Source organism: Flavobacterium crassostreae (genome assembly GCF_001831475.1).
GTDB lineage: Bacteria > Bacteroidota > Bacteroidia > Flavobacteriales > Flavobacteriaceae > Flavobacterium > Flavobacterium crassostreae.
In genome coordinates, this window is sequence record NZ_CP017688.1 from 1,176,185 (window position 1) to 1,203,112 (window position 26,928).

At 36.2% G+C, this 26,928-nt stretch carries 38 protein-coding genes; 37 read left to right on the forward strand and 1 reads right to left on the reverse strand.

Features of this window, described 5'->3' with window-relative positions; all coding sequences use genetic code 11:
- The 29 genes from rplB (at position 1) to ctlX (ending at position 17,402) form a co-directional block, all read left to right on the forward strand.
- On the forward strand, positions 1-825 hold the full coding sequence (rplB, locus tag LB076_RS05215; RefSeq protein WP_026707014.1) for a 50S ribosomal protein L2: 825 nt from the start codon (positions 1-3) through the stop codon (positions 823-825).
- A gap of 6 nt (positions 826-831) precedes the next feature.
- Positions 832-1,110 carry a 30S ribosomal protein S19 gene (rpsS, locus tag LB076_RS05220; protein ID WP_007136562.1) on the forward strand — a complete coding sequence of 93 codons (279 nt, stop codon included), beginning with the start codon at positions 832-834 and terminating at the stop codon, positions 1,108-1,110.
- Positions 1,111-1,116: 6 nt separating this feature from the next.
- A complete protein-coding gene (gene rplV, locus LB076_RS05225; RefSeq protein ID WP_066334094.1) occupies positions 1,117-1,527 on the forward strand; it encodes a 50S ribosomal protein L22 in 411 nt (136 codons plus the stop codon).
- Between the two features lie 6 nt (positions 1,528-1,533).
- Positions 1,534-2,283, forward strand: coding sequence for a 30S ribosomal protein S3 (gene rpsC / locus LB076_RS05230; RefSeq protein ID WP_066334091.1), 750 nt, complete (start codon positions 1,534-1,536; stop codon positions 2,281-2,283).
- A gap of 18 nt (positions 2,284-2,301) precedes the next feature.
- Positions 2,302-2,727 (forward strand): 50S ribosomal protein L16, encoded by a 426-nt coding sequence (gene rplP, locus LB076_RS05235; protein ID WP_066334088.1) that lies wholly within the window; start codon positions 2,302-2,304, stop codon positions 2,725-2,727.
- 13 nt (positions 2,728-2,740) lie between these two features.
- Entirely contained in the window at positions 2,741-2,932 is a 192-nt protein-coding gene (rpmC, locus tag LB076_RS05240) for a 50S ribosomal protein L29 (RefSeq protein ID WP_035668115.1), read from the forward strand.
- 17 nt (positions 2,933-2,949) lie between these two features.
- Complete coding sequence (rpsQ, locus tag LB076_RS05245) at positions 2,950-3,210, forward strand: 30S ribosomal protein S17 (protein WP_016989323.1); 261 nt, start codon at positions 2,950-2,952, stop codon at positions 3,208-3,210.
- 2 nt (positions 3,211-3,212) lie between these two features.
- On the forward strand, positions 3,213-3,581 hold the full coding sequence (gene rplN, locus LB076_RS05250; protein ID WP_007136556.1) for a 50S ribosomal protein L14: 369 nt from the start codon (positions 3,213-3,215) through the stop codon (positions 3,579-3,581).
- 11 nt (positions 3,582-3,592) lie between these two features.
- Positions 3,593-3,907 (forward strand): 50S ribosomal protein L24, encoded by a 315-nt coding sequence (rplX, locus tag LB076_RS05255; protein WP_066334082.1) that lies wholly within the window; start codon positions 3,593-3,595, stop codon positions 3,905-3,907.
- A gap of 2 nt (positions 3,908-3,909) precedes the next feature.
- Positions 3,910-4,461, forward strand: a complete 552-nt coding sequence (gene rplE / locus LB076_RS05260) for a 50S ribosomal protein L5 (protein ID WP_066334078.1) — start codon at positions 3,910-3,912, stop codon at positions 4,459-4,461.
- 3 nt (positions 4,462-4,464) lie between these two features.
- Positions 4,465-4,734, forward strand: coding sequence for a 30S ribosomal protein S14 (rpsN, locus tag LB076_RS05265; protein ID WP_026707007.1), 270 nt, complete (start codon positions 4,465-4,467; stop codon positions 4,732-4,734).
- Positions 4,735-4,805: 71 nt separating this feature from the next.
- Positions 4,806-5,204: a 30S ribosomal protein S8 gene (gene rpsH / locus LB076_RS05270; RefSeq protein WP_026707006.1), complete on the forward strand. Its 399-nt coding sequence runs from the start codon at positions 4,806-4,808 to the stop codon at positions 5,202-5,204.
- A gap of 15 nt (positions 5,205-5,219) precedes the next feature.
- Entirely contained in the window at positions 5,220-5,762 is a 543-nt protein-coding gene (gene rplF / locus LB076_RS05275) for a 50S ribosomal protein L6 (protein ID WP_066334076.1), read from the forward strand.
- A 13-nt stretch (positions 5,763-5,775) separates the two neighbouring features.
- The gene (gene rplR / locus LB076_RS05280; protein ID WP_066334074.1) at positions 5,776-6,126 is read left to right on the forward strand and encodes a 50S ribosomal protein L18; all 351 of its coding nucleotides are present in this window, start codon (positions 5,776-5,778) and stop codon (positions 6,124-6,126) included.
- Between the two features lie 6 nt (positions 6,127-6,132).
- Complete coding sequence (gene rpsE, locus LB076_RS05285; RefSeq protein WP_066334072.1) at positions 6,133-6,657, forward strand: 30S ribosomal protein S5; 525 nt, start codon at positions 6,133-6,135, stop codon at positions 6,655-6,657.
- A gap of 12 nt (positions 6,658-6,669) precedes the next feature.
- Positions 6,670-6,852, forward strand: a complete 183-nt coding sequence (rpmD, locus tag LB076_RS05290) for a 50S ribosomal protein L30 (RefSeq protein ID WP_026707002.1) — start codon at positions 6,670-6,672, stop codon at positions 6,850-6,852.
- Positions 6,853-6,863: 11 nt separating this feature from the next.
- Complete coding sequence (rplO, locus tag LB076_RS05295; protein WP_066334070.1) at positions 6,864-7,316, forward strand: 50S ribosomal protein L15; 453 nt, start codon at positions 6,864-6,866, stop codon at positions 7,314-7,316.
- An 11-nt stretch (positions 7,317-7,327) separates the two neighbouring features.
- Positions 7,328-8,674 carry a preprotein translocase subunit SecY gene (gene secY, locus LB076_RS05300; RefSeq protein WP_066334066.1) on the forward strand — a complete coding sequence of 449 codons (1,347 nt, stop codon included), beginning with the start codon at positions 7,328-7,330 and terminating at the stop codon, positions 8,672-8,674.
- A 4-nt stretch (positions 8,675-8,678) separates the two neighbouring features.
- The gene (infA, locus tag LB076_RS05305; RefSeq protein ID WP_007136545.1) at positions 8,679-8,894 is read left to right on the forward strand and encodes a translation initiation factor IF-1; all 216 of its coding nucleotides are present in this window, start codon (positions 8,679-8,681) and stop codon (positions 8,892-8,894) included.
- A gap of 12 nt (positions 8,895-8,906) precedes the next feature.
- Positions 8,907-9,023 carry a type B 50S ribosomal protein L36 gene (ykgO, locus tag LB076_RS13610; RefSeq protein ID WP_008992256.1) on the forward strand — a complete coding sequence of 39 codons (117 nt, stop codon included), beginning with the start codon at positions 8,907-8,909 and terminating at the stop codon, positions 9,021-9,023.
- Between the two features lie 2 nt (positions 9,024-9,025).
- Positions 9,026-9,400 (forward strand): 30S ribosomal protein S13, encoded by a 375-nt coding sequence (rpsM, locus tag LB076_RS05310; RefSeq protein ID WP_066334063.1) that lies wholly within the window; start codon positions 9,026-9,028, stop codon positions 9,398-9,400.
- Positions 9,401-9,408: 8 nt separating this feature from the next.
- Positions 9,409-9,792, forward strand: a complete 384-nt coding sequence (gene rpsK / locus LB076_RS05315; RefSeq protein ID WP_024981527.1) for a 30S ribosomal protein S11 — start codon at positions 9,409-9,411, stop codon at positions 9,790-9,792.
- Between the two features lie 89 nt (positions 9,793-9,881).
- Positions 9,882-10,487, forward strand: coding sequence for a 30S ribosomal protein S4 (gene rpsD / locus LB076_RS05320; RefSeq protein WP_066334062.1), 606 nt, complete (start codon positions 9,882-9,884; stop codon positions 10,485-10,487).
- Positions 10,488-10,508: 21 nt separating this feature from the next.
- A complete protein-coding gene (locus LB076_RS05325; RefSeq protein ID WP_066334061.1) occupies positions 10,509-11,501 on the forward strand; it encodes a DNA-directed RNA polymerase subunit alpha in 993 nt (330 codons plus the stop codon).
- Positions 11,502-11,564: 63 nt separating this feature from the next.
- On the forward strand, positions 11,565-12,053 hold the full coding sequence (gene rplQ / locus LB076_RS05330) for a 50S ribosomal protein L17 (protein ID WP_066334060.1): 489 nt from the start codon (positions 11,565-11,567) through the stop codon (positions 12,051-12,053).
- A gap of 282 nt (positions 12,054-12,335) precedes the next feature.
- Positions 12,336-13,436 (forward strand): glutamine-hydrolyzing carbamoyl-phosphate synthase small subunit, encoded by a 1,101-nt coding sequence (carA, locus tag LB076_RS05335; protein WP_066334058.1) that lies wholly within the window; start codon positions 12,336-12,338, stop codon positions 13,434-13,436.
- A gap of 197 nt (positions 13,437-13,633) precedes the next feature.
- Complete coding sequence (gene eno / locus LB076_RS05340; protein ID WP_066334056.1) at positions 13,634-14,926, forward strand: phosphopyruvate hydratase; 1,293 nt, start codon at positions 13,634-13,636, stop codon at positions 14,924-14,926.
- A 152-nt stretch (positions 14,927-15,078) separates the two neighbouring features.
- Positions 15,079-16,353 (forward strand): citrate synthase, encoded by a 1,275-nt coding sequence (locus LB076_RS05345; RefSeq protein ID WP_066334054.1) that lies wholly within the window; start codon positions 15,079-15,081, stop codon positions 16,351-16,353.
- Positions 16,354-16,466: 113 nt separating this feature from the next.
- Positions 16,467-17,402 carry a citrulline utilization hydrolase CtlX gene (gene ctlX, locus LB076_RS05350; RefSeq protein ID WP_066334052.1) on the forward strand — a complete coding sequence of 312 codons (936 nt, stop codon included), beginning with the start codon at positions 16,467-16,469 and terminating at the stop codon, positions 17,400-17,402.
- Positions 17,403-17,479: 77 nt separating this feature from the next.
- On the opposite strand, the gene LB076_RS05355 is transcribed toward ctlX, so the two are convergent.
- On the reverse strand, positions 17,480-18,112 hold the full coding sequence (locus LB076_RS05355) for a MarC family NAAT transporter (RefSeq protein WP_066334050.1): 633 nt from the start codon (positions 18,110-18,112) through the stop codon (positions 17,480-17,482).
- Positions 18,113-18,288: 176 nt separating this feature from the next.
- Between LB076_RS05355 and LB076_RS05360 the strand changes: the two genes are divergently transcribed.
- The 8 genes from LB076_RS05360 (at position 18,289) to LB076_RS05395 (ending at position 26,833) form a co-directional block, all read left to right on the forward strand.
- Entirely contained in the window at positions 18,289-18,654 is a 366-nt protein-coding gene (locus LB076_RS05360; protein ID WP_066334048.1) for a CoA-binding protein, read from the forward strand.
- A gap of 179 nt (positions 18,655-18,833) precedes the next feature.
- Complete coding sequence (gene recR / locus LB076_RS05365) at positions 18,834-19,454, forward strand: recombination mediator RecR (RefSeq protein ID WP_066334255.1); 621 nt, start codon at positions 18,834-18,836, stop codon at positions 19,452-19,454.
- A gap of 70 nt (positions 19,455-19,524) precedes the next feature.
- Complete coding sequence (locus LB076_RS05370; RefSeq protein WP_066334045.1) at positions 19,525-20,313, forward strand: polysaccharide biosynthesis/export family protein; 789 nt, start codon at positions 19,525-19,527, stop codon at positions 20,311-20,313.
- An 11-nt stretch (positions 20,314-20,324) separates the two neighbouring features.
- Positions 20,325-22,772: an exopolysaccharide transport family protein gene (locus LB076_RS05375; protein ID WP_066334043.1), complete on the forward strand. Its 2,448-nt coding sequence runs from the start codon at positions 20,325-20,327 to the stop codon at positions 22,770-22,772.
- A gap of 27 nt (positions 22,773-22,799) precedes the next feature.
- Positions 22,800-23,783 (forward strand): SDR family oxidoreductase, encoded by a 984-nt coding sequence (locus LB076_RS05380; protein WP_066334040.1) that lies wholly within the window; start codon positions 22,800-22,802, stop codon positions 23,781-23,783.
- A gap of 43 nt (positions 23,784-23,826) precedes the next feature.
- Positions 23,827-25,218, forward strand: coding sequence for a UDP-glucose 6-dehydrogenase (locus tag LB076_RS05385; RefSeq protein ID WP_066334037.1), 1,392 nt, complete (start codon positions 23,827-23,829; stop codon positions 25,216-25,218).
- 57 nt (positions 25,219-25,275) lie between these two features.
- Complete coding sequence (locus LB076_RS05390) at positions 25,276-25,743, forward strand: UpxY family transcription antiterminator (protein ID WP_066334035.1); 468 nt, start codon at positions 25,276-25,278, stop codon at positions 25,741-25,743.
- Positions 25,744-25,828: 85 nt separating this feature from the next.
- Complete coding sequence (locus LB076_RS05395) at positions 25,829-26,833, forward strand: mannose-1-phosphate guanylyltransferase (protein ID WP_066334033.1); 1,005 nt, start codon at positions 25,829-25,831, stop codon at positions 26,831-26,833.
- Positions 26,834-26,928 lie beyond the last annotated feature (95 nt).

The window sequence follows — 26,928 nt, forward strand, 5'->3', positions numbered from 1 at the left end:
ATGTCAGTAAGAAAATTAAAACCTATTACCCCAGGTCAGCGATTTAGAGTTGTGAATGGTTATGACGCTATTACAACTGATAAGCCGGAACGCTCTTTGATAGCGCCGATAAAAAACTCTGGAGGTAGAAATAGTCAAGGAAAGATGACCATGCGTTATACGGGTGGTGGTCACAAGCAGAGATATCGTATTATTGATTTTAAACGTACTAAAGAAGGAATTCCAGCTACGGTTAAATCTATAGAATACGATCCAAATCGTACTGCGTTTATCGCTTTATTAGCTTATGCTGATGGTGAAAAAACATATATTATTGCTCAAAACGGATTGAAAGTTGGTCAGAAATTAGTTTCAGGTCCAGAATCACAACCTGAAATTGGTAACACATTGCCTTTGAGTAAAATTCCTTTAGGAACAGTAATCTCTTGCATTGAGTTACGTCCAGGTCAAGGAGCTGTAATTGCTCGTTCAGCTGGTACATTTGCTCAATTAATGGCAAGAGATGGAAAATATGCAACAATTAAAATGCCATCTGGAGAAACAAGATTAATCTTGTTGACCTGTTCGGCTACAATTGGAGCGGTTTCTAATTCAGACCACCAATTAGTTGTATCTGGAAAAGCAGGTAGAACAAGATGGTTAGGTAGAAGACCTAGAACAAGACCTGTTGCAATGAACCCTGTCGATCACCCAATGGGTGGTGGTGAAGGACGTTCTTCTGGTGGACATCCACGTTCAAGAAATGGAATACCAGCAAAAGGTTATAGAACACGTTCTAAGAAAAACCCGAGTAACAAGTATATCGTAGAACGTAGAAAGAAATAATAAGATATGGCACGTTCATTAAAAAAAGGACCTTTCGTTCATTATAAGTTAGACAAGAAAGTTCAAGAAAACATAGCAGGTGGAAACAAAGGAGTGGTAAAGACATGGTCTAGAGCTTCAATGATTACTCCGGACTTTGTTGGACAAACTATCGCAGTTCATAACGGTCGTCAATTTGTACCAGTTTACGTAACAGAAAACATGGTAGGTCACAAATTAGGAGAATTTTCACCAACTAGATCTTTTAGAGGTCATGCTGGAGCAAAAAATAAAGGTAAAAAATAAGAAGCAATGGGAGTTCGTAAAAGAGAAACAGCAGATGCGAGAAAAGAGGCTAATAAGTCTATTGCTTTCGCGAAATTGAATAACTGCCCTACTTCACCTAGAAAAATGCGCTTAGTAGCGGACTTGGTAAGAGGTCAGAAGGTAGAGAGAGCACTTAACATCTTAAGATTTAGTTCTAAAGAAGCTTCAAGAAAATTAGAAAAACTATTATTATCTGCAATCAACAACTGGGAGCAAAAAAATAGTGAAGCTAGTTTAGAAGAAGCTAGTTTATTTGTTAAGGAGATCAGAGTAGATGGTGGAATGATGTTAAAAAGACTTCGTCCAGCACCTCAAGGTCGTGCACACAGAATTAGAAAACGTTCTAACCACGTAACAATCGTGCTTGGATCTATTAATAACACACAAGCAATTTAATACAAGATGGGACAAAAGACAAATCCAATTGGAAATAGACTTGGTATCATCAGAGGATGGGACTCAAACTGGTATGGTGGAAATGATTATGGTGATAAAATTGCCGAAGATTATAAAATCAGAAAGTATATCCATGCTCGTTTATCAAAAGCTAGTGTATCAAAGGTAATTATCGAGAGAACTTTGAAACTTGTAACCGTTACTATCACTACAGCTAGACCTGGTATTATTATCGGAAAAGGTGGACAAGAGGTAGACAAGTTGAAAGAAGAACTTAAGAAAATTACAGACAAAGAGGTTCAAATCAACATCTTTGAAATCAAAAGACCTGAACTTGATGCTTATTTAGTTGCAACAAGTATCTGTCGTCAAATCGAAAGTCGTATTTCATACAGACGTGCAATCAAAATGGCTATTGCTGCTTCAATGCGTATGAACGCAGAGGGTATCAAAGTTTTGATTTCTGGTCGTTTGAATGGTGCTGAGATGGCTCGTTCAGAAGGTTTCAAAGAAGGAAGAGTTCCTTTGTCAACTTTTAGAGCTGATATTGATTACGCATTAGCTGAGGCACATACTACTTATGGTAGAATGGGAATCAAAGTGTGGATCATGAAAGGTGAAGTTTACGGAAAGAGAGATCTTTCGCCACTAGCTGGAATGGATAAAAAACAATCTGGTGGAAAAGGTGGAGATTCTCATAGAGGAAAATCCAACTTTAATAAAGGTGGAAAACCAGACGCTCGTAAAAGAAAGTAATTTTTAAATTAAAGAAAAATGTTACAGCCTAAAAGAACAAAATACCGTAAGGTACAAAAGGGTAAAATGAAAGGGAACTCTGGAAGAGGGCATGAACTTTCTAATGGAATGTTTGGTATTAAATCGGTACATGAAGATGGAATGTTTCTAACTTCTCGTCAAATAGAAGCTGCACGTATTGCAGCAACTCGTTTCATGAAAAGAGAGGGACAATTATGGATCAAAATATTTCCAGACAAACCAATTACTAAGAAACCTCTTGAGGTACGTATGGGTAAAGGAAAAGGAGCAGTTGAGTATTGGGCTGCCGTTGTTAAACCCGGAAGAATTATGTTTGAAATTGGAGGAGTACCTTTGTCTGTTGCAAAAGAGGCGTTACGTCTTGCGGCACAAAAGCTTCCAGTAAAAACTAAATTCGTTGTTGCTAGAGATTTCGAAGCATAATCTATATTATATTATGAAACAATCAGAAATAAAAGATCTTTCTGCAGCGGAGTTGCAAGAAAAACTTAGTCAAACTAAGAAGGCATATGCCGACCTAAAAATGGCTCACGCTATTTCTCCAATTGAGAACCCACTTCAAATTAGAAGTGTAAGGAGAACAGTTGCTAGATTAGCTACAGAACTTACTAAAAGAGAGTTACAATAATTGTAATCTGCTGAAAGATGGAAGAAAAAAGAAATTTAAGAAAAGAAAGAGTTGGTGTTGTAACTTCAGACAAAATGGATAAATCTATTGTTGTTGCAGAAGTACGTAAAGTAAAACACCCGTTATACGGTAAGTTCGTGTTGAAAACAAAAAAATATGTTGCACACGACGAAACAAACGACTGTAACATTGGAGATACTGTAAGAATTAGCGAAACGCGTCCTTTAAGTAAATCTAAATGTTGGAGATTAGTTGAAATCCTAGAAAGAGCTAAATAATTATGGTACAACAAGAATCAAGACTAAAAGTAGCAGATAACACAGGAGCTAAAGAAGTTTTAACTATCCGTGTTTTAGGAGGTACCAAAAGAAGGTATGCCTCTGTTGGTGACAAGATTGTGGTTTCTATCAAAGATACAACTCCAAACGGAAGCGTTAAAAAAGGAGCTGTTTCAACTGCAGTTGTTGTACGTACCAGAAAAGAAGTGAGAAGAGCCGATGGTTCTTATATCCGTTTCGATGACAATGCATGTGTTCTTTTGAATGCTGCAGGAGAAATGAGAGGAACTCGTGTTTTTGGACCGGTAGCAAGAGAACTTCGTGAAAAACAATTCATGAAAATTGTATCATTAGCACCAGAAGTGCTTTAATTCGTTTTAAGATGATAAAGCTAAAAATAAAAACAGGTGACATCGTAAGAGTAATAGCTGGAGACCATAAAGGTGCAGAAGGTAAAGTTTTACGTGTTGACCGTGAGAAAAACAAGGCTATTGTTGAAGGTGTAAATATGGTTTCAAAACACACGAAACCAAGTGCAAAAAGCCCTCAAGGTGGTATTGTAAAAAAAGAAGCTTCTATTCAAGTGTCTAATATTTCTCTAATTGATCCTAAAACTAAGGAAACAACTAGAGTAGGTATTAGAATTGAAGGAGATAAGAAAGTAAGATTTTCAAAAAAATCTAATCAAGTACTATAGTAATGGCGTATATACCTAGATTGAAAGAAGAATATAAGAGTAGAGTTATCTCTGCTCTTAAAGAAGAGTACGGATATGTAAACGTAATGCAAGTTCCAAAATTGGAAAAAATCGTTTTAAGCCGTGGAGTTGGTGCAGCAGTATCCGATAAAAAACTAATTGACTATGCAGTTGATGAGTTGACTAAAATTACTGGACAAAAAGCAATATCTACTATTTCTAAGAAAGACGTTGCGTCTTTTAAATTAAGAAAAGGAATGCCAATTGGAGCAAAAGTAACTTTGCGTGGAGAAAGAATGTACGAGTTTTTAGATAGACTTATTACTTCTGCTTTACCACGTGTAAGAGATTTTAGTGGGATAAAAGCTACAGGTTTTGATGGAAGAGGAAATTATAACCTTGGAGTATTAGAGCAAATCATTTTTCCAGAAATTGATATTGATAAAGTAAACAAAATCTCTGGGATGGATATCACTTTTGTGACTACTGCTCAGACAGATAAGGAAGCGAAATCATTGTTGACTGAATTGGGATTACCTTTTAAAAAGAATTAAGATATGGCTAAAGAATCAATGAAAGCCCGTGAGGTTAAGAGAGAAAAAACGGTAGCAAAATATGCTGAGAAAAGAAAAGCTTTGTTAGAAGCTGGAGATTTCGTAGGTTTGCAAAAACTACCGAAAAACGCTTCGCCAGTTCGTTTGCACAACAGATGTAAATTAACCGGTAGACCAAGAGGGTACATGCGTCAATTCGGTATTTCACGTGTAACATTTCGTGAAATGGCTAACAATGGATTGATACCAGGTGTTAAAAAAGCCAGTTGGTAGAAAATTGAATTTTAATTGGTTAAAGGTTTTTCAGAAAGTCTGAAAAAAACCATAACCGCAAATATATACATATGTATACAGATCCTATTGCAGATTATTTAACAAGGGTTAGAAACGCTGTGGCTGCAAACCACAAAGTTGTCGAAATTCCTGCATCTAATCTAAAAAAAGAAATAACTAAGATCTTATTTGATCAAGGTTATATCTTAAGTTACAAATTTGAAGACAACGCTGTTCAGGGTTCAATCAAAATTGCTTTGAAGTATGATAAAGATACTAAAGAGTCCGTAATTAAAGATATCCAAAGAATTAGTAAACCAGGTTTACGTAAATATTCAAGTTCTTCTTCTATTCCAAGAATCCTTAACGGATTAGGAATTGCTATCGTTTCCACTTCAAAAGGTTTGATGACCGGAAAAAAAGCAAAACAACTTAACGTTGGTGGAGAGGTAATTTGTTACGTATACTAATAAAAAGACTATAAGATGTCAAGAATAGGTAAAAGTCCAATTGTAATCCCTGCTGGAGTAACTGTTGAAGTTAAGGACGGTATTATTACGGTAAAAGGAAAAAATGGTCAACTAACTCAGGAGTTTTCGGACGTTACTGTTACAGTTGAAGGTGATCAAGTTCAAGTTGATAGATCATCGGATCACAAAGACCAAAGAGCTAAGCACGGTTTATACAGATCATTAATTAACAATATGATTTTAGGTGTGACTACTGGTTTTACAAAATCTTTGGAATTGGTAGGTGTTGGTTATAGAGCTTCTAATCAAGGTCAAAAACTAGATTTAGCTCTTGGATATTCTCATAATATTGTTTTAAATGTTGCTCCAGAAGTAATCGTTGAGACAATATCTGAAAAAGGAAAAAACCCAATTGTGAAATTAACATCAATTGATAAACAACTTTTAGGTCAAGTTGCGGCCAAAATCAGAGGTTTCCGCAAACCAGAGCCATATAAAGGAAAAGGTGTTAAATTTGTGGGTGAAGTATTAAGAAGAAAAGCAGGTAAATCAGCTTAAAAAATAAGAGATTATGTCATTAACAAAACCTGAAAGAAGACAGAGAATTAGATTCAGAATTAGAAAAACAATTAGCGGTACAGCTGCTAATCCAAGACTATCTGTTTTTAGAAGTAACAAAGAAATCTACGCGCAACTTATTGATGACGTAAATGGAGTTACTTTGTTAGCTGCTTCTTCAAGAGAAAAAGAAATAGAAAAAGGTACGAACGTTGCACTTGCTACAGCAGTTGGAAAACTAATTGCAGAGAAAGCATTAAAAGCGGGAATTGAAGTGGTAACTTTTGATAGAGGAGGTTATTTATACCACGGTCGTATTAAATCATTAGCAGAAGGCGCAAGAGCGGCTGGACTTAAATTCTAATATAGTATGTCTAATAAATACAAGAATGTAGAGCTAGTAAAACCAACTGGTCTTGAATTAAAAGATCGATTGGTAAGTGTTAATCGTGTTACTAAGGTTACAAAAGGAGGTAGAGCATTTGGTTTTTCTGCTATTGTAGTTGTAGGTGATGAGAATGGTGTTGTTGGTCATGGATTAGGGAAATCTAAAGATGTTTCTGAAGCAATTGCGAAAGCAGTAGAAGATGCTAAGAAAAATTTAGTAAAAATTCCTTTAAATGGACAATCAGTACCACACGAACAAAAAGGTAAATTTGGTGGTGCACGTGTATTCTTAATTCCTGCCTCTCATGGTACAGGAGTTATTGCTGGTGGAGCTGTTCGTTCAGTTCTTGAATCAGTAGGGATTCACGATGTATTATCTAAATCTCAAGGATCATCAAATCCTCACAACGTAGTTAAAGCAACATTTGATGCTTTATTACAAATGAGAAGCGCTTACAGTGTTGCAAAACAAAGAGGCATTTCTTTAGAAAAAGTTTTTAAAGGTTAATTCAAGGAAATTATGGCTAAATTATTAGTAAAACAAGTTAGAAGTAAAATCAACTGTCCACTTGATCAAAAAAGAGGATTAGAGGCTTTAGGTCTACGTAAAATGGGTCAAGTTGTAGAACATGATTCCAACCCTGCAATCCTTGGGATGATAAACAAAGTTAAACACTTAGTTTCTGTAGAAGAAGCTAAATAACAAATACTGTTATGAATTTAAGTAACTTACAACCAGCTGAAGGGTCAACACACAATCAAAATAAAAGATTAGGTAGAGGAGAAGGTTCTGGAAAAGGTGGTACTTCTGCAAGAGGACACAAAGGAGCAAAATCTCGTTCTGGATATTCTAAAAAGATTGGTTTTGAAGGAGGGCAAATGCCACTTCAAAGACGTGTGCCTAAGTTTGGTTTCACAAACATCAATCGTAAAGATTACGAAGGTGTTAATTTGGATACAATTCAACTACTAGTAGATAATGGTATTATTACAGATACTGTCGATATGACAACATTTGTGGCAAACCGTTTAGCTACTAAAAATGAGATCGTTAAGATTTTAGGAAGAGGAGAATTAAAAGCAAAATTAAAAGTAACCGCTCACAAATTTACCGCTACTGCAAAAGCTGCTATTGAAGCCGCTGGAGGAGAAGCTGTAACAATATAATTTTTCAATTTATGAAGAAATTTATTGAATCAATAAGTAATGTTTGGAAAATCGAGGAACTAAAAAACAGAATCCTAATCACATTGGGTCTGCTTTTAGTTTATCGATTTGGAGCACACGTTACGCTTCCTGGAATTGATGCAACACAATTAAACAGTTTAGCAGGTCAAACCAAAAGTGGTATTGGATCTATACTAGACATGTTTACTGGTGGTGCTTTTTCCAAAGCGTCTATTTTTGCCCTAGGAATTATGCCTTATATCTCTGCTTCAATTGTAGTACAGCTAATGGGAATTGCTATTCCTTACTTGCAAAAGCTACAAAGTGATGGAGAGAGTGGAAGAAAAAAGATTAATCAAATAACACGTTGGTTGACCATTGGAATTACTTTACTTCAAGGTCCTACGTACATTTATAATCTATACAAAACCTTACCTGGTAGTGCATTTTTATTAGGGTTTAATTCTTTTGAATTCTTATTTTCTTCAGTAGTTATCTTAGTTACGGGTACAATATTTGCCATGTGGTTAGGAGAAAAAATAACTGATAAAGGAATTGGAAATGGTATATCTCTTTTAATTATGGTTGGTATACTTGCAAGATTTCCTCAAGCATTTATACAAGAATTTACAACTAGAGTTACCAACAATAACGGTGGACCAATGTTATTGGTTATCGAGATTATTATATGGCTTTTAGTTATCGTTGCTTGTGTCTTATTGACTATGGCAATTAGAAAAATACCAGTTCAGTATGCACGTCGTACTACTTCGGGGGATTATGAACAAGATCTAATGGGTGGAAATAGACAATGGATTCCTTTAAAGCTAAATGCTTCTGGAGTTATGCCTATTATCTTTGCTCAAGCAATTATGTTTATTCCTGCTGCTGTTGCTGGGTTATCAAAATCAGATGCATCGCAATCCATTGCTGGCGCTTTTAGTAATATGTTCGGTTTTTGGTACAATCTTTTGTTTGCGACTTTAATAGTTGTATTTACATTCTTTTATACCGCAATAACAGTTCCTACCAACAAAATGTCAGACGATCTTAAACGAAGTGGCGGATTCATTCCTGGTGTTAGACCAGGTGTTGAAACTTCGGAGTTTTTAGATAAAGTGATGTCTTTGATAACTTTTCCAGGATCTTTATTCCTTGCTTTAATAGCTGTGTTTCCAGCGATTGTTGTAAGTGTTATGGATGTGCAACAATCCTGGGCAATGTTTTTTGGGGGTACCTCATTAATCATTATGGTTGGTGTTGCAATAGATACAATTCAACAAATCAATTCATATTTGTTAAATAAGCATTATGACGGTTTAATGAAAAGTGGAAAAAATAGAAAAGCAGTAGCTTAATTTTATGGCAAAACAATCAGCAATAGAACAAGACGGATCCATAATTGAAGCATTATCCAATGCGATGTTCCGTGTAGAATTAGAGAATGGACATATTGTAATTGCTCATATTTCTGGAAAGATGCGTATGCATTATATCAAATTATTACCTGGTGATAAAGTGAAGTTAGAAATGAGCCCTTATGATTTGTCAAAAGCAAGAATTACTTATAGATATTAAAGGATATTCACTATGAAAGTTAGAGCATCAGTAAAAAAGAGAAGTCCCGAGTGCAAAATTGTGCGTAGAAAAGGGAGATTATACGTTATAAACAAAAAGAATCCTAGATTTAAACAAAGACAAGGATAATTATGGCAAGAATAGCAGGGGTAGATATCCCAAAAAATAAGAGAGGTGTTATAGCACTTACCTACATCTTCGGATTAGGAAAAAGTAGAGCTATTGAGATTTTAGAGAAAGCTCAAGTAAGCCAAGACAAAAAAGTTCAAGACTGGAATGATGATGAGATTGGAGCAATCCGTGAATCCGTATCAGAATTCAAAATTGAAGGAGAATTACGTTCTGAAGTTTCATTAAACATCAAACGTTTAATGGATATTGGTTGTTACAGAGGAATTCGTCATAGAACTGGTCTTCCTTTAAGAGGACAAAGAACTAAGAACAACTCTAGAACTAGAAAAGGTAAAAGAAAAACTGTTGCTAACAAGAAAAAAGCAACTAAATAATAAGTAATATGGCTAAAGCAACTGCAAAAAAACGTAAAGTTATCGTTGAATCAACGGGAGAAGCTCATATTTCTGCTACCTTCAATAACATCATCATTTCTTTGACAAACAAAAAAGGTGAAGTTATTTCATGGTCTTCAGCTGGTAAAATGGGTTTTAGAGGTTCTAAAAAGAACACTCCATACGCAGCCCAAATGGCAGCAGAAGATTGTAGTAAAGTAGCTCTTGAAGCAGGACTTAAAAAAGTGAAAGTTTATGTAAAAGGACCAGGAAATGGACGTGAGTCTGCTATCCGTTCTTTACATAACGGTGGAATTGAAGTTACAGAGATTATCGATGTTACTCCAATGCCTCACAACGGATGTCGTCCTCCAAAAAGACGTAGAGTTTAATAAAATATTTAAGTATAACTAGGTAGAATATACGATTATCGAAGGATATGACCTGAATTCATAATCTCTACCTTAATTTAATTTTTGAAATGGCAAGATATACTGGTCCAAAAACTAGAATTGCTCGTAAATTTGGCGAAGCAATATTCGGAGATGACAAAGCATTCGAAAGAAGAAGTTACCCACCTGGACAACACGGGATGGCTAAAAAAAGAGGAAAAAAATCGGAATATGCAATCCAATTAATGGAGAAGCAAAAAGCTAAATATTCTTACGGAATTTTAGAAAAACAATTCCGAGGATTATTCAAAAAAGCATCAGCTACTAAAGGTGTTACTGGTGAAGTTCTTTTACAATTGTGTGAAGCAAGATTAGACAACGTAGTATTCAGAATGGGGATAGCTCCATCTCGTAGAGGCGCTAGACAACTTGTTTCTCATAGACATATTACTGTAAATGGTGATGTTGTAAATATTGCTTCTTACCACCTTAAACCTGGTGATAAAGTTGCTGTTCGTGAAAAGTCTAAATCATTAGAAGCTATCGAACGTTCTTTATCTAATTCAAGTCATGTTTATGAATGGATTACTTGGAACAACGATGTTAAAGAAGGTACTTTTGTTTCTGTGCCTGCTAGACTACAGATTCCAGAAAACATTAAAGAACAATTAATCGTAGAGTTGTACAACAAATAATAATTGACTTAGTCGAAATTTATGGCAATATTTAATTTTCAGAAGCCCGATAAAGTTATCATGATTGATTCAACTGATTTTGAAGGAAAGTTTGAATTCAGACCTTTAGAACCAGGATATGGATTAACCGTTGGTAATGCACTTAGAAGAGTTTTGCTTTCAGCATTAGAAGGTTATGCAATTACATCTGTTCGCATAGAAGGTGTAGATCATGAGTTTTCTACTATTTCAGGAGTTGTTGAAGATGTTACCGAAATCATTCTAAATCTAAAACAAGTACGTTTCAAGCGTCAGATCGAAGATATAGATAATGAGGCAGTTACTATTTCTGTAACCGGTAAAGATCAATTAACAGCTGGAGATTTTCAAAAATTCATCTCAGGTTTTCAAGTTTTGAATCCAGAACTAGTTATCTGTAATTTAGATAGTAAAATCAAACTGAATCTTGACTTAACAATCGAGAAAGGTAGAGGATATGTTCCTGCTGAAGAGAACAAAAAACAGAATGCTGCAATTGGAACCATATTTACAGATTCAATTTTTACCCCGGTAAAAAATGTAAAATATGCAATAGAAAACTTCCGTGTAGAGCAAAAAACAGATTACGAAAAATTAGTTTTTGAAATTAAAACTGATGGTTCTATTAATCCAAAAGATGCTTTAACTGAAGCTGCTAAAGTTTTAATTCACCACTTCATGTTGTTCTCTGATGAAAGAATTACACTTGAGGCCGATGAAATTGCACAAACAGAATCTTATGATGAAGAGTCCTTGCATATGAGACAATTGCTTAAAACTAAGCTTGTTGATATGGATTTATCTGTTAGAGCATTAAATTGTTTGAAAGCGGCTGAAGTTGATACACTTGGAGATTTAGTATCTTTTAATAAAAATGACCTAATGAAATTCCGTAATTTTGGTAAAAAATCTTTGACAGAACTAGACGAACTAGTAGCTGTTAAGAATTTAACCTTCGGAATGGATTTAGCTAAGTACAAACTAGATAAAGAATAAATTACTTCATATTTTGATCTCCAAAGCGGATAGAATCAAGATGAAAGTATAAAAATACACGTCATGAGACACGGAAAAAAATTCAATCACTTAAGCAGACAGACAGCACATAGAAAATCTATGTTAGCTAATATGGCTTGTTCTCTTATAGAGCACAAACGTATTAACACTACTGTTGCTAAAGCAAAAGCGCTTAAACAATTTGTTGAGCCTTTAATTACAAAATCAAAATCAGATACTACTCACAATCGTCGTATTTGTTTTGCTTATTTACGTAGCAAATACGCTGTAACTGACTTGTTCAGAGACGTAGCTGCAAAAGTAGGAGACCGTCCAGGTGGATACACACGTATCATTAAAGTTGGAAATCGTTTGGGAGATAATGCTGATATGGCAATGATTGAACTTGTAGATTTTAATGAACTTTACAACGGAGGTAAAAAAGAAGTTAAAAAAGCTAAAAGCCGTCGTGGTGGTAAAGCTAAAAAAGCAGATGAAGCTACTGAAGCTCCAGCTGCCGATACTGAAACAACTACTGATGCTGCTGAATAGTTATGAAAATACATATTCAATAAAATTAAGGATAAGCTATTTATAGTTTATCCTTTTTTTTTTGCTTTTTTTTTAGACCAATCGGGCGGATTTAAGAGCTAAATTTTAGGATTCTTATAATTTATAAAAAATCTTTAGGCTTCTTTTGATAACTTTTATAGTATAATGAAATTAAAAGTTTGTTTCCGTTCTATTAAAAAATTAAATTTGCACCATATTTGATTATACAGGAAGCGCTTTTAGCCTCCATGACACTACTAAAAGATAAATCGAAATCAAAGAATGAAATATACAACAAGACAAAGCGCCCTACTATTATTAAGTGACGGGACAATTTTTCACGGAAAATCAATTGGAATAAGTGGCACCACTTTTGGAGAAGTTTGTTTTAATACTGGAATGACTGGTTACCAAGAGATTTTTACAGACCCTTCTTATTTTGGTCAGATAATGGTGGCAACAAATCCCCATATTGGTAATTATGGTGTAAACGATAATGAGGTGGAATCAGCAGGAATTAAAATTGCAGGTTTGGTATGCAAAAACTTTAGTTTTAATTATTCTAGAGAAGACGCTTCGGGTAGTTTAGAAAATTACTTTGAAAAAGAAAACCTAATATGTATTTCGGATGTGGATACTCGCGCTTTAGTGAGTTATATCCGAGAAAACGGAGCCATGAATGCCGTAATTTGTACTGACGGTACTTCTGTTGCAGATTTGAAAGTAGCTTTAGCAAAAGTGCCAGATATGAAAGGCTTAGAATTGGCTTCCAAAGTATCTACTAAAGCACCTTATTTTTATGGAGATGAAAAAGCAAAATATAAAATTTCGGCACTAGATTTAGGTATAAAAACAAATATCTTGCGCAATCTATCGAGTAGAGATTGTTATATTAAGGTTTTCCCTTTTGATGCTACTTTTGCAGACATGCAAGCCTTTAATCCGGATGGGTACTTTTTGTCTAATGGACCTGGAGATCCAGAACCACTTGCTAATGCAATACAAGTTGCCAAAGATATTATTGCAGCAGACAAACCATTATTTGGGATTTGTTTAGGGCATCAAGTAATTGGTTTAGCAAACGGAATTTCTACCTACAAAATGTTTAACGGACACCGAGGGATCAACCACCCTGTCAAAAATCTACTTACAGGCAAAGGGGAAATTACTTCGCAAAACCATGGATTTGCAATTAATAAAGAAGAATTAGAGAAAAACAAGGACTTAGAAATAACCCATCTGCATTTAAATGACGCTACTGTAGCGGGAATGCAAATGAAAAACAAAAAATGTTTTTCGGTGCAATACCATCCGGAAGCCAGTCCAGGTCCTCATGATTCTTCTTATCTTTTTGATCAGTTTATAGCAAGTCTAACAGACTAATGTATACCAAGAATCTTCAAAGGGTACTATTTATTTATAAGTAGTACCCTTTTTGGTTTTAAATCTATTTTATTTTTTTCTAGAGATTTCTTTTGTCATAAAAAAAAGCCTTGTTTTAGTAACAAGATGACTAATTTTAATAAAGGATTAAAAAAGATAGAATATCTTTGTAATACTAAATTAAAAAATAAAGCAGTATGAGTATTATTATAAAAATTCACGCAAGACAAATTTTCGATTCAAGAGGAAACCCTACTATTGAAGTAGATGTAATTACAGACAATGGTGTTTTAGGAAGAGCAGCAGTTCCTTCTGGAGCTTCAACTGGAGAGCACGAAGCGGTAGAATTGCGTGATGGAGGAAAGGCATTCTTAGGAAAAGGAGTTTTAAAAGCTGTGGAAAATGTTAATACAACTATTGCCGAAGAATTGCTAGGGGTTTCTGTATTTGAGCAAAACTTGATTGATCAAATGATGCTTCGTTTGGATGGTACGCCCAACAAATCTGCTTTAGGTGCAAATGCCATCTTGGGAGTTTCGTTAGCGGTTGCTAAAGCTGCAGCCAATGAGCTTGGGTTGCCTTTATATCGTTATGTAGGTGGAGTTTCTGCAAATACGTTGCCGGTTCCAATGATGAACATCATCAATGGTGGTTCTCATTCTGATGCGCCAATAGCTTTTCAAGAATTTATGATTTTTCCAGTAAAAGCCACTTCTTTTTCGCATGCCATGCAAATGGGTACCGAAATTTTCCATAGTCTAAAAAAAGTTTTGCACGACAGAGGCTTAAGTACTGCCGTTGGAGACGAAGGCGGATTTGCGCCTAATTTGCCAGGAGGCACTGAGGATGCTTTAGATACCATTAAAATGGCAGTCGAAAATGCTGGGTATACTTTTGGTGACGAAATTAAAATTGCTTTAGATTGTGCCGCAGCAGAATTTTATGTAGATGGAAACTACGATTATTCAAAATTTGAAGGGCCAACAGGTACAGTTAGAACCTCACAAGAACAAGTAGATTATTTGGCAGCATTAGTGGCTAAATATCCTATTATTTCTATTGAAGACGGTATGGATGAGAATGACTGGGATGGATGGAAACTTCTAACAGACAAAATAGGAGATACCGTACAATTGGTAGGAGATGATTTGTTTGTAACCAATGTCAATAGATTAGCTACCGGAATAGAAAGAGGGATTGCTAACTCCATCCTTATTAAAGTAAATCAAATTGGAACCCTCACCGAAACCATTGCAGCTATAAACATGGCTAAAAATGCGGGTTACACCTCTGTGATGTCGCACCGATCTGGTGAGACCGAAGATACTACCATAGCCGATTTGGCAGTAGCCTTAAATTGTGGTCAAATCAAAACAGGATCTACATCCCGTTCAGATCGTATGGCAAAATACAACCAATTGCTTAGAATAGAAGAAGAACTAGCAGATACGGCTTATTTTCCGGGCATGCACGCGTTTAAAATTAAATAGATTCTAGCCACACCACTAAAAAGAGATTTTATAAAGGTAAAATACATTTATATTAAATTTAACGCTATGTTGGTGTTTTTCTCTTTTTAATTCGTGTTTTTATACTTAGATTTGATAAATTAATAAATATAAAGATTTAGTTCCAAAATATTATGTCAAAAACAGCTATATTAGAAATTGATGGTAAGCAATATGAATTTCCGGTTATAAAAGGAACCGAAAATGAAGAAGCCATAGATATTAACAAACTTAGAGATTTAACCGGTTTTATAACCTTAGACCCTGGATATAAAAATTCGGGATCTTGTACTAGTAAAATCACTTTTTTAGATGGTGAACTAGGTATTTTGCGCTACAGAGGGTATGCAATTGAAGATTTAGCCGAAAAAGCAGACTTTTTAGAAGTTTCTTATCTGCTTATCTTTGGTGAGTTGCCTACCGCAGCACAGTTAGTGCAATTTGAAACAGATATTAGAAAGCATACCTTGGTAAACGAGGAGATGAAAAACATTATTGATGGTTTTCCAAGAACCGCACATCCAATGGGTGTTTTGGCGGCTTTAACAAGTGCTTTAACCGCGTTTAATCCAAAATCGGTTAATGTAGATAACGAAAAAGAAATGTACCATGCAGTTTGTAAAACAATGGGTAAATTTTTAGTTATTGCTACTTGGACGTATCGCAAAAGCATGGGGTATCCTTTAAATTATTATGACAATACCAAAGGCTATGTGGAGAATTTCATGCGTTTAATGTTTCAATTGCCAACACAACCCTACATGGACAACCCTGTTGTGATTGATGCCCTAGACAAACTATTTATCCTTCATGCGGATCATGAACAAAACTGTTCTACTTCTACAGTAAGAATGGTTGGATCTTCGCAGGCAGGATTGTTTGCTTCGATCTCGGCTGGAGTTTCCGCATTATGGGGATCTCTGCATGGTGGTGCCAATCAAGCAGTGCTTGAAATGTTAGAGGAAATAAATAAAAACGGAGGCGATATAGATAAATACATGGCCAAAGCCAAAGACAGAAACGACCCTTTCCGTCTAATGGGCTTTGGGCACAGAGTCTACAAAAACTTTGATCCACGTGCTAGAATAATCAAAAAAGCAGCAGACGAAGTTCTGGCAACCCTAGGAGTAGACGATCCTATTTTGGATATTGCCAAAAAATTAGAAGCCGCTGCACTAGAAGACGAATACTTTAAATCCCGAAACTTATATCCTAACGTGGATTTCTATTCTGGAATCATTTACAGAGCCCTGGGCATACCAACAGATATGTTTACGGTAATGTTTGCCATCGGGCGTTTGCCAGGTTGGATCGCACAATGGAAAGAAATGCGAGAAAATAAAGAGCCTATAGGCAGACCAAGGCAAGTCTATACTGGAGCTACTTTAAGAGATTTTGAAAAAAAATAAAACCAATCCATAATCAAAACCCCACTAATCAGTGGGGTTTTTTTGCCTTTCTAAAACATCAAGATAACACAGATTAGCTATATTTAGTAAAACCTATATAAAACAACACGCACATGAAACAAACCACAAATTCTATTTTAATGATTCGTCCCGTAGCGTTTCGTAAGAATGAAGAAACTGCAGTAAACAATTTTTACCAAAAAAATAGTGACGATCTTTTGCCAGCCAGCATCAATGCCAAGGCGCAAGCAGAGTTTGATGGCTTAGTACAACAACTGCGAGCAGTAGGAGTGTCCGTATTGGTGGTTGAGGATATTTTGACACCAGATACACCAGATAGTATCTTTCCAAACAATTGGGTCTCTTTTCATGAAAATGCAGAGGTAGCCCTGTATCCAATGTTTGCCGAAAACAGACGTGCCGAAAGAAGGGAAGATATATTGGATACATTAGAACAAAAAGGCTTTCAAATAGAAAACATAGTAGACTACACCTCCGCCGAAGAAGACGGTTTTTTCTTAGAAGGAACCGGTAGCATGGTGCTAGATAGAGCAAACAAAAAAGCATACTGCGCCTTGTCTGCAAGAGCAGACGAAGAATTATTTATAGAATTCTGCGAAGATTTTGATTATGCTCCCATACTCTTTGAAGCCTATCATACCGTAGCAGGCCAGCAAGAACTCATCTACCACACCAACGTAATGATGACTATAGGGACAGACTTTGCAGTAGTGTGTGCAGCAGCTATAGAAGATAAAAAAGAGCGCAAAATGGTTCTAGATACATTAAAAAATGACGGCAAAGAAATCATTCTAATCACCCAAGAACAAGTAGCCCATTTTGCAGGAAACATGCTAGAGGTGCGTGGCACAGCAGATAAAAAATATTTAGTAATGAGTGCCGCAGCACAGCAGAGTTTAACCGCCCATCAAACAGCACAGCTAGAGCAGCATGCTAGCCTGTTGAGCGCAGACCTACAAACCATAGAAAGCTGTGGTGGCGGAAGCGCACGTTGCATGATGGCAGAGATATTTTTACCAAAAGCCTAACCATCCCCAAACAAAACAAAGCCCTTTTAATACACTTAAAAGGGCTTTGTTGTATTATGCAATAAAATTGTCTGCAACTAATTCATAAAATTATTCTGCACAATAGTTATAATAGAACTAATAATATACTGCACCCCAATGGCAATAACAATAAAACCAACAATTCTAGAAATAGCCACAATACCCGAAGCTCCCAAGAGCCTTGCCAAATAATGCGCACTCCTTAGAGTAACAAAAATAGCAATAGCTACCGCAAAAATAGCCAGGATAGACACTATAATATCGGATAAATTATGGTGTTCATGATAAAAAGCAATCAATAAAGAAATAGAACCAGGGCCAGCCAACATAGGTATAGCCAATGGCGTCAAAGCAATATCATTTCTTCTATGTGCATCGTCTTCAACTTTTTTGTTCACCCCTCTTTTTTTGTTAAAATTACCCGTAAGCAAAGAAAAACCCGAAGTAGCAATAATAATCCCTCCAGCAATCCGAAGCGCCTCAATACTAATTCCAAAAAAAGTCAAAACATATTCTCCAAAGAAAAACGAAATAATTAAAATTATAAATACATTAATAGCCGTCCATAAAGAAATTCTAGACCGCTCCTTATCACTATCCTCGAGTGTCAAACCTACAAAAATAGGCACCGTACCAATAGGATTTAGAACAGAAAATAAAGCGGCAAATAAGTAAATAAAAAGTTCCATGTTTTTTTTCGCGAAATTAGTGGGTTAAATTCTCTCAAATCTCCCCTGGGATGTTAATAAAACGTTATGGTTTAAAAAAAGATTTTGATACCAAAACCCGTTAAAAAAACGAAAGATATTAAATTAACACCAAATCAACTACACTAATTTAGTACTTTTGTAAAAAAAAGCCCATAATGAAAAACAAAAAAACAGTAGTTCTCGGAGCCTCAACAAAACCAGAACGATATGCCTACAAAGCCATCACCATGCTGACCGAAAAAGGCCATTCCGTACTTGCAATCGGTCAAAACACAGGCGAAGTAGCCGGCATAAAAATCAAAACCAAAGCCATACCACTCTCCAATATAGACACCATAAGCCTATACTTAAACCCAATACGTCAGAGGGATTATTACAATTACATCCTAGAGGCCAAACCCAAACGCGTAATTTTTAATCCAGGCACCGAAAACCCAGAATTAAAACAATTGCTAGAACTCAACAACATCAAATCCGAAAACGCCTGTACCCTAGTATTGTTAACCACCAACCGGTATTAATATTTTTTTCAGGAGCTTAAACCTGCTATCCGTTGCAATCTTTTGCTTTTTTGAACCCCAAAAAAGCAAAAGGATTTCCACTACTATCAGGGCTAAAACCACAAAAACCACACACCAAACCACCCACCAATTCTGCCAATACCACCAGCTACCGCAAACCATTAGCCCGCATTATTACCATGGAATTTTCATCAAAATTAATAGAAAAAGCAGTCAACGAAATTGCCCAACTACCCGGTATAGGCAAACGCTCCGCCTTGCGGTTAGTGCTGCATTTATTAAAACAACCCAAAGAACAAACCACCTTTTTGTCGCAAGCACTAACACAAATGCGCGAAAACATCCAATATTGCACCAATTGCCATAACATATCCGATAGCCTTGTTTGCGAAATCTGCTCCAACACCAACCGAGACCACCAAGTAGTATGCGTAGTAGAAGACATCAGAGACGTAATGGCCATAGAAAACACAGGCCAATACCGAGGTATTTATCACGTTCTTGGAGGCAAAATATCGCCCATTGACGGCGTAGGTCCCAGCCAACTCAAAATAACTACCCTTCTAGAAAAAGTCAAACAAAACCAAGTATCCGAAATCATTTTTGCCCTGAGCGCCACCATGGAAGGAGACACCACCAACTTTTATATATACAAACAAATTGCCCATTCCAACGTTCAGATATCTACCATAGCCCGCGGAATTGCCGTAGGAGATGAACTAGAATATGCAGACGAAGTAACCCTTGGTCGGAGTATTTTGCAACGGGTCCCGTTCGAAAAATCATTCAAGAACAATTAATTTTCTTAAAGCATAGCTAAAGTTTTAATATACTAAATGAAAAGCTATATTTGTTATCTAAAACAAAGCAATGGATAAGTATGTGTTTTTTTTATGCCTAAGCATTAGTATGTTGTTTGCCTCGTGTATTCCTACACAGGATTTAATCTATTTGCAACAAAAAGAGGCAGACCCAATGCAGAATACCATCACAGAAGTAGCTGCAAAACCCTATAGATTACAAACAAACGATGTTTTGAGTATAGACATCAAAGCAAGTGACCCCAAGTTGGTTGCTATATTTAATACCAAAGAAGATCTAGTTACCGAAAAATCCACCAACGATCTATATTTTAATGGTTTTACAGTAGATGACCACGGCAACATCCGAATGCCTATTTTGGGTCTGGTAAACGTTATAGGGTTTACCCTTGAAGAGGTGAGAGCAAAGATCGAAAGCCAATTGCTATCGGAATATTTTAAAAAAGAAGCCAATATTTTTGTAACCGTAAAGCTGGCCGGATTTAGATACACCATCAATGGCGAAGTAACAAATACAGGAACAAAAATTTTGTTTCAAGATAGCGTCACCATAATGGAAGCCATTGCCAATGCGGGAGATATCACCATTACCGGAAACAGAAAAGCCGTAACCATAATCCGAAAAACCCCTACAGGCAATACCCTACAAGAGATTGACCTTACAGATCAAAAAGCCATGCAATCTCCGTATTATTATTTGCAACCCAATGACTATATTTATGTAAAACCACTCAAACAAAAAACATGGGGTACCGGAAAAACAGGCATAGAATCCTTGAGTACCCTAATTGCTTTGTTATCCTTGGCAACCACTACTTTTTTGTTACTTAGAAAATAAACCATTACCTAATGTTAGATATAAAAGACTTTTCTATTTTTGATAACCAATCTAGCTTTGACCTTAAAGGCTTTTTGATGAAAATTGCGGGTTACTGGAAATGGTTTCTAGGGAGTCTAATCGTAGCTTTTACCATAGCCTACCAAGTGAACATTCGTAAAGAAAAAATTTACGCAATGCAAACACTCATTTCTGTCAAAGAAGAAAACAACCCTTTATTTACCTCCAATACCAGCCTAGTTTTTAATTGGGGCGGCACTTCGGATCAAGTACAAACCATAGCAACCACCCTACAATCCAGATCCCATAACGAGTTAGTGGTAGATAATTTGCATTACTACATTGATTATTTAGAGCAAGGAGATTACAACCTGATAGACGCCTATGGATCGGTTCCTTTTCAGGTAAGTATTGATAAAACCAAAGGGCAACTTGTGGGCACGCCTATAGCAATTACATTTTGTAGCAATACCGAGTATGTACTGCGTATTGCTTTTGAGCAAAACAGCATTTCTACGGTAGCCTATAGTGATAATTCGTACCGTACCATTGCGGTTATGCCAGGAGAATTTGTAAAAAAATACAAAGTTGGCGAGCAAGTTACACTACCGTTCTTAAATTGGAAATTACAAATAAACCCTGCGCCAGGATGGTACAAAGGCAAAGAGTATTTTGTGCGGTTTAATGATTTTGATACCACGGTATCTCAGTACAAAGGCATCAACATAAACTCCGATGACAAAGGCGGTTCTATAATTACCTTGTCTTTGCAAGGAACCAATAAGGCAAGAATGGTTACGTATCTTAACTCGACGGTAAAAATGCTCATCAAAAGGCAATTAGACAGTAAAAACCAGTTTGCGACCAATACCATAGCTTTTATAGACAGTACTTTAGTAGCTATGGAAGCGCAATTAAAACAAACTGGAAACGAGTTAAAATCCTTCCGAAAAGACAAAAATATTTTAGATATAGAGGAAGGCGGCACCAAGTTTTCGGACAAAATTCTCGAATTGGACATCCAAAAAGAAGAGTTGACCCGCAAGATAACCTATTATAACTCTTTGAGCGCATACTTAAAACGAAGTGTAGATTATGCCAAGCTACCCGCGCCAACAGTTGCAGGTATAGAAGATCCCAATATTGTAACCAATGTTTCTAGGTTGATAGCCCTTTCTAGGCAACGATCCGAGATGGCATATGCCGTAAAGAGTGACAAACTATTTCAGGATTTTGACAACCAAATGGCAGCGGTAAAAAACGTTTTGTTAGAAAACATAATTTCGGCAAAAGCCAGCTTGCAGTTGGATCTAGCCCTAGTTACCAACAAAATAAACCAAGCAGAAGGAAGTGTTAAAAAACTTCCGGATGACCAACAAGAGCTTTTAAAAATAAAAAGAAAATACGATTTAAGTGACAACATATACAGCACTTTTCTTCAAAAAAGAAGTGAAGCAGATATTGTAAAAGCAGCCAATTTATCCGACATTCATTTTATTGACCCTGCAAAAGATGTTGGCGGAGGCTTGATAGGTCCCAAAACATCTGTAAACTATATCTTGGCTTTATTTCTGGGATTGTTATTTCCGTTGTTACTTGTTTTGGCTATATTTTTTGTGAACAATTCGATTCAAAATGCCGAGGATATTCATAAATTGACCAAAATTCCGTTACTAGGAGTAGTGGGTCATTTAAAAGAAAAGAGGGATTTAGCAGTATTTGAAAAACCCAAATCTGCTTTATCAGAATCCTTTAGAGCCATCCGTTCTTCGTTACAATTTTTGTACAAAAAACAAGATGTAGAGGGCGCAAAAACACTAATGATTACCTCTTCAGTAGGAGGAGAAGGTAAAACGTTTTGTTCTATAAACATTGCTACAGTTTTTGCTTTGAGCGAAAAAAAGACCGTTATTGTAGGTATGGACTTAAGAAAACCCAAGCTTTTTGAAGAGTTTGACTTAAAGAATAACCAAGGAGTGGTGGATTATTTAATCCAACAAAAAACAGTTGCAGAAATCACCAATTCTACCCAAATACCCTATTTAGACGTTATCCTTTCGGGGCCAATACCGCCTAATCCATCCGAACTTATTATAAGCGACCGCATGGAGGAGCTTATCACAGAATTAAAACAAAAATACGATTACATTATACTAGACACTCCTCCGGTGGGGCTGGTTTCGGATGCTTTAGAGTTATCGCAGCACGCAGACGTTACCTTATATATTGTTAGACAGAATTATTCCAAAAAAGAAATGCTTACTCTGCTAAACAACCGTCTCAAAAGAGGCGAATTGTATAATGTAAGTATTATTTTGAACGGCTTTCAGAACAAAGCAAAATATGGCGCTGGTTACGGCTATGGTTACTACGGAGCCTCAAGCTATGCCAATGGGTATCACGAAGAGCAGGAGCCAGATACTCTTTGGAGTCGCTTTATAAAGAGGTTTAATAAATAAAAAAAAGTTTAAAAAATAAAAAGCAGTATGAAAGAAGAAATGAATAGTAAGATATTAATTACAGGCGGCGCTGGATTTATAGGATCTAATCTATGCGAGTATTTTTTGTCCCAAGGGCATGAGGTAACTTGTTTGGATAATTTTGCCACAGGACACAAGCATAATTTAGCGAAATGCGTTGGTAATTCAAAATTCACGTTAATTGAGGGCGATATTCGGAATTTAGAAGATTGCGAGAAAGCCGTAATGGGCAAAGATTTTGTTTTTCATCAGGCGGCTTTGGGTTCTGTGCCACGATCTATCAAAGATCCCGTTACTACAAATGATGTCAATGTTTCGGGGTTTTTAAACATGCTAACCGCTTCTAGAGATGCTAGGGTTAGGCGATTTATATATGCGGCAAGTTCCTCTACTTACGGAGATTCAGAAGGATTGCCAAAGGTAGAAGATGTTATCGGGAAACCACTATCTCCTTATGCAATAACAAAATATGTCAATGAGCTATATGCGGAGATTTTTAGTAAAACCTATGGTCTAGAAACCATAGGATTGCGTTATTTTAATGTTTTTGGCAGAAAGCAAGATCCCAACGGGGCGTATGCGGCAGTTATTCCAAAATTTGTAATGCAATTGATGCAACTAGAAAGTCCAAAAATTAACGGAGACGGAAATTATTCTAGAGATTTTACCTATATAGACAATGTGATCCAAATGAATGCGTTGGCCATGCAAACGACAAATAGTGCTGCAGTTAATACAGTCTACAATACTGCATTTGGAGACAGGACGACCTTAAATGATTTAATGCATTATTTAAAGGAAAGTTTGTCAAAATACAACCCTGAAATTGCAAATGTAGTTCCAGAATATGGTCCCAATAGAGCAGGAGACATACCACATTCTTTAGCCAGTATTGCCAAGGCCAAAGAATTGCTGGGTTATGATCCGCAATTTTCGTTGCAACAAGGCTTGCAAGAGGCAGTGGCGTGGTATTGGGAAAACCTCAAATAAGCCCTGTTGTTTTTTTGAATACAGTTTTAATAAAATTTAATACATGAAAATTACAAAAATTTGTTGCATTGGGGCAGGATATGTAGGAGGGCCTACTATGGCTGTAATTGCGCAAAAATGCCCGCACATACAAGTTACCGTTGTTGATTTAAATGAAGAGAGAATTGCTGCTTGGAATGATAAAGATGTAAATAATATCCCAATATACGAACCCGGACTTGCAGAAGTTGTTGCTGATGCTAGAGGAAGAAACTTGTTTTTTTCTACTGATGTCGATAAAGCGATTGCCGAAGCACAAGTGATTTTTATCTCGGTCAATACGCCTACAAAGACCTACGGAAAAGGGAAAGGAATGGCAGCCGATTTAAAGTTTATCGAATTATGCGCTAGACAGATCGCTAGAGTTTCCAAAGAAGATAAAATAGTAGTAGAAAAATCTACTTTGCCTGTAAGAACAGCAGAGGCTATTAAAAGTATTTTGGACCATACGGGCAATGGCGTGCAATTTCAAATTCTTTCTAATCCAGAATTCTTGGCCGAAGGAACCGCAGTTACTGATTTGTTAAACCCAGACAGAATATTAATAGGAGGAGATGCGTCTGATGAAGGACAAAAAGCCATCCAATCCTTGGTAGAGGTGTATGGTAATTGGGTTTCAAAGGATAAGATTTTGACCACTAATGTTTGGTCGTCAGAATTATCTAAGTTAACAGCAAATGCTTTTTTGGCACAAAGAATATCTTCGATAAATGCCATGTCAGAACTGTGTGAAAAAACGGGAGCTGATGTCAATGAAGTTGCAAAAGCAATCGGAATGGATAGCAGAATAGGTGCTAAGTTTTTAAAAGCCTCGGTTGGATTTGGAGGTTCTTGTTTCCAGAAAGATATTCTAAATTTGGTGTATATCGCTAAATCGTATGGCTTAAATGAAGTAGCAGATTATTGGGAACAAGTTATTATTATGAATGACTACCAAAAAAGACGTTTTTCTAACAAAATAGTGCAAACGCTCTACAATACTGTTTCGGGCAAAAAAATCACTTTCTTGGGATGGGCCTTCAAAAAAGACACCAACGATACCCGAGAATCTGCTGCCATTTACGTAGCCGATGATTTGATTAACGAACAAGCACAAATAGCAGTCTTTGATCCAAAGGTTTCGCAGAAAAAAGTTTTAGCAGATTTGAATTATTTAGAAACCCGTTCTTCAGATAAAAATGAAGATTCTGTAACTTCTTTTGAAGATCCATATCAAGCCTGTAAAGGAGCCCATGCTATTGCTATTTTGACCGAATGGGACGCCTTCACAGAATACAATTGGCAAAAAATATATGATTCTATGCAAAAACCAGCCTTTCTATTTGATGGAAGAAATATTTTGAATGCTCAAGAACTAAGAGCCATAGGATTTGTGTATCAAGCCATAGGATCGTAGAGGCATTTTTAAACAAGTAGCCAGCGCTAAGGTATAATGTGTTAATATAATTTAAGTATGAACTGGTATGTAGTCTATACAAAACCAAAGTGGGAAAAAAAAGTTGCGGAGCAATTATTGAAAAAAGGAATAGAGTGCTATTGCCCATTAACAACTGTCGTGCGGCAATGGTCAGATAGAAAGAAAAAAGTGAAAGTTCCGCTTTTTAATTCCTATGTTTTTGTTCAATTAGCTGAAGGAGACCGGAATTTAGTGTTTCAGTCTATAGGTGTTGTTCGGTATTTGTTTTGGTTAGGTAAACCGGCGATTGTGAAAGGAGAGGAGATTGACACTATAAAAAAATGGATTAAAGAACCGGATAGCTATACTGTTTCAGTTGCCGTATTTCAAGTGGGGGATAAAATCACATTAGAATCGGGGCCGTTCCTGAATCAAGAAGCGATTGTTAAGGAAGTTACAAATAACCATTATGTTCTCGTATTGGAATCCTTGGGCTGTGTTTTGAAAATGAATTATAATAGATAGAAAGGATTTACTTTAAACGATTCGTTTAAAGTATTTAATATTTAACGAACCACTTTATAAAAATAATTATTTAAAAGTATAAAATATGGAAAGTAAGTCAATTACACACGTTATTCTTACAGGAGGAGTAGGGAGTAGGTTATGGCCATTATCCAGAAAAAGCAGACCCAAACAGTATTTGGATATTTTTGACGGAAAATCATTATTTGAAATGACGGTAGAGCGCAATCGAAATATCGCCGATAAAATAATGGTAGTAGGGAACATTGATAACTGCCATTTAAGCAAAGCTATTTTAGAAAAAACCGCCACAGAATATGTAGATATCATTGAGTCTACTCCCAGAAACACGGCAGCTGCCATTGCTTTTGCAGCATTTGCATCCAACCCAAACGATATTTTAATAGTCACTCCATCGGACCATATAATAGGCAACATGCCTAGTTATCAAAAGGCCATGGACGAAGCAATAGATAAAGCCTCCAAAGGATTTATAGTAACCTTTGGGATTGTTCCTACAAAGCCAGAAATTGGATACGGCTATATAGAAAGAAACGCCGACGATGTTCTTTCGTTTAGAGAAAAACCCAACCAAGTAACGGCTGCCGAATTTATTTCGCAAGGAAATTTTTTATGGAATAGTGGCATGTTTTGTTTCAAAGCAGGCGTATTTTTAGAAGAGTTAAAAGCGCATGCCCCTAAAGTGTATGAAAAATCTAAAATTGCCTGGGAAAAAAGCAAAGATGGCGTGGTTGATTTTGATGCCTCTATGCTAATCCCATCCATAAGCGTGGATTATGCGGTTATGGAACGCAGCCGGAAAATAAAAGTAGTTTCGTCTGCATTTGTATGGTCCGATTTGGGCTCTTTTGAATCTGTTTATGATTATTTGGTTTCCATAGGGCACCCTGTAGACAAACATAGAAATATGGTCATTGGAACCGATATCTATACTGCATTTATTGGAATGAAAGACACCATATTTATCCATACCGATACAGCACATTTGATACTTCAGAAAGAATTTTCGCAAGACGTCAAGAGTTTATATGGCAGCTTAGAAAGAAGCAATCCAGAATTGTTAACATAATACTAATAAACGGTTTTGTTTACGTAATGTGTTAAAATTATAAAAAAAAACCAAAAGCCTAATGTTCTCACTAATTTAGGGGATATTTCTGGCTT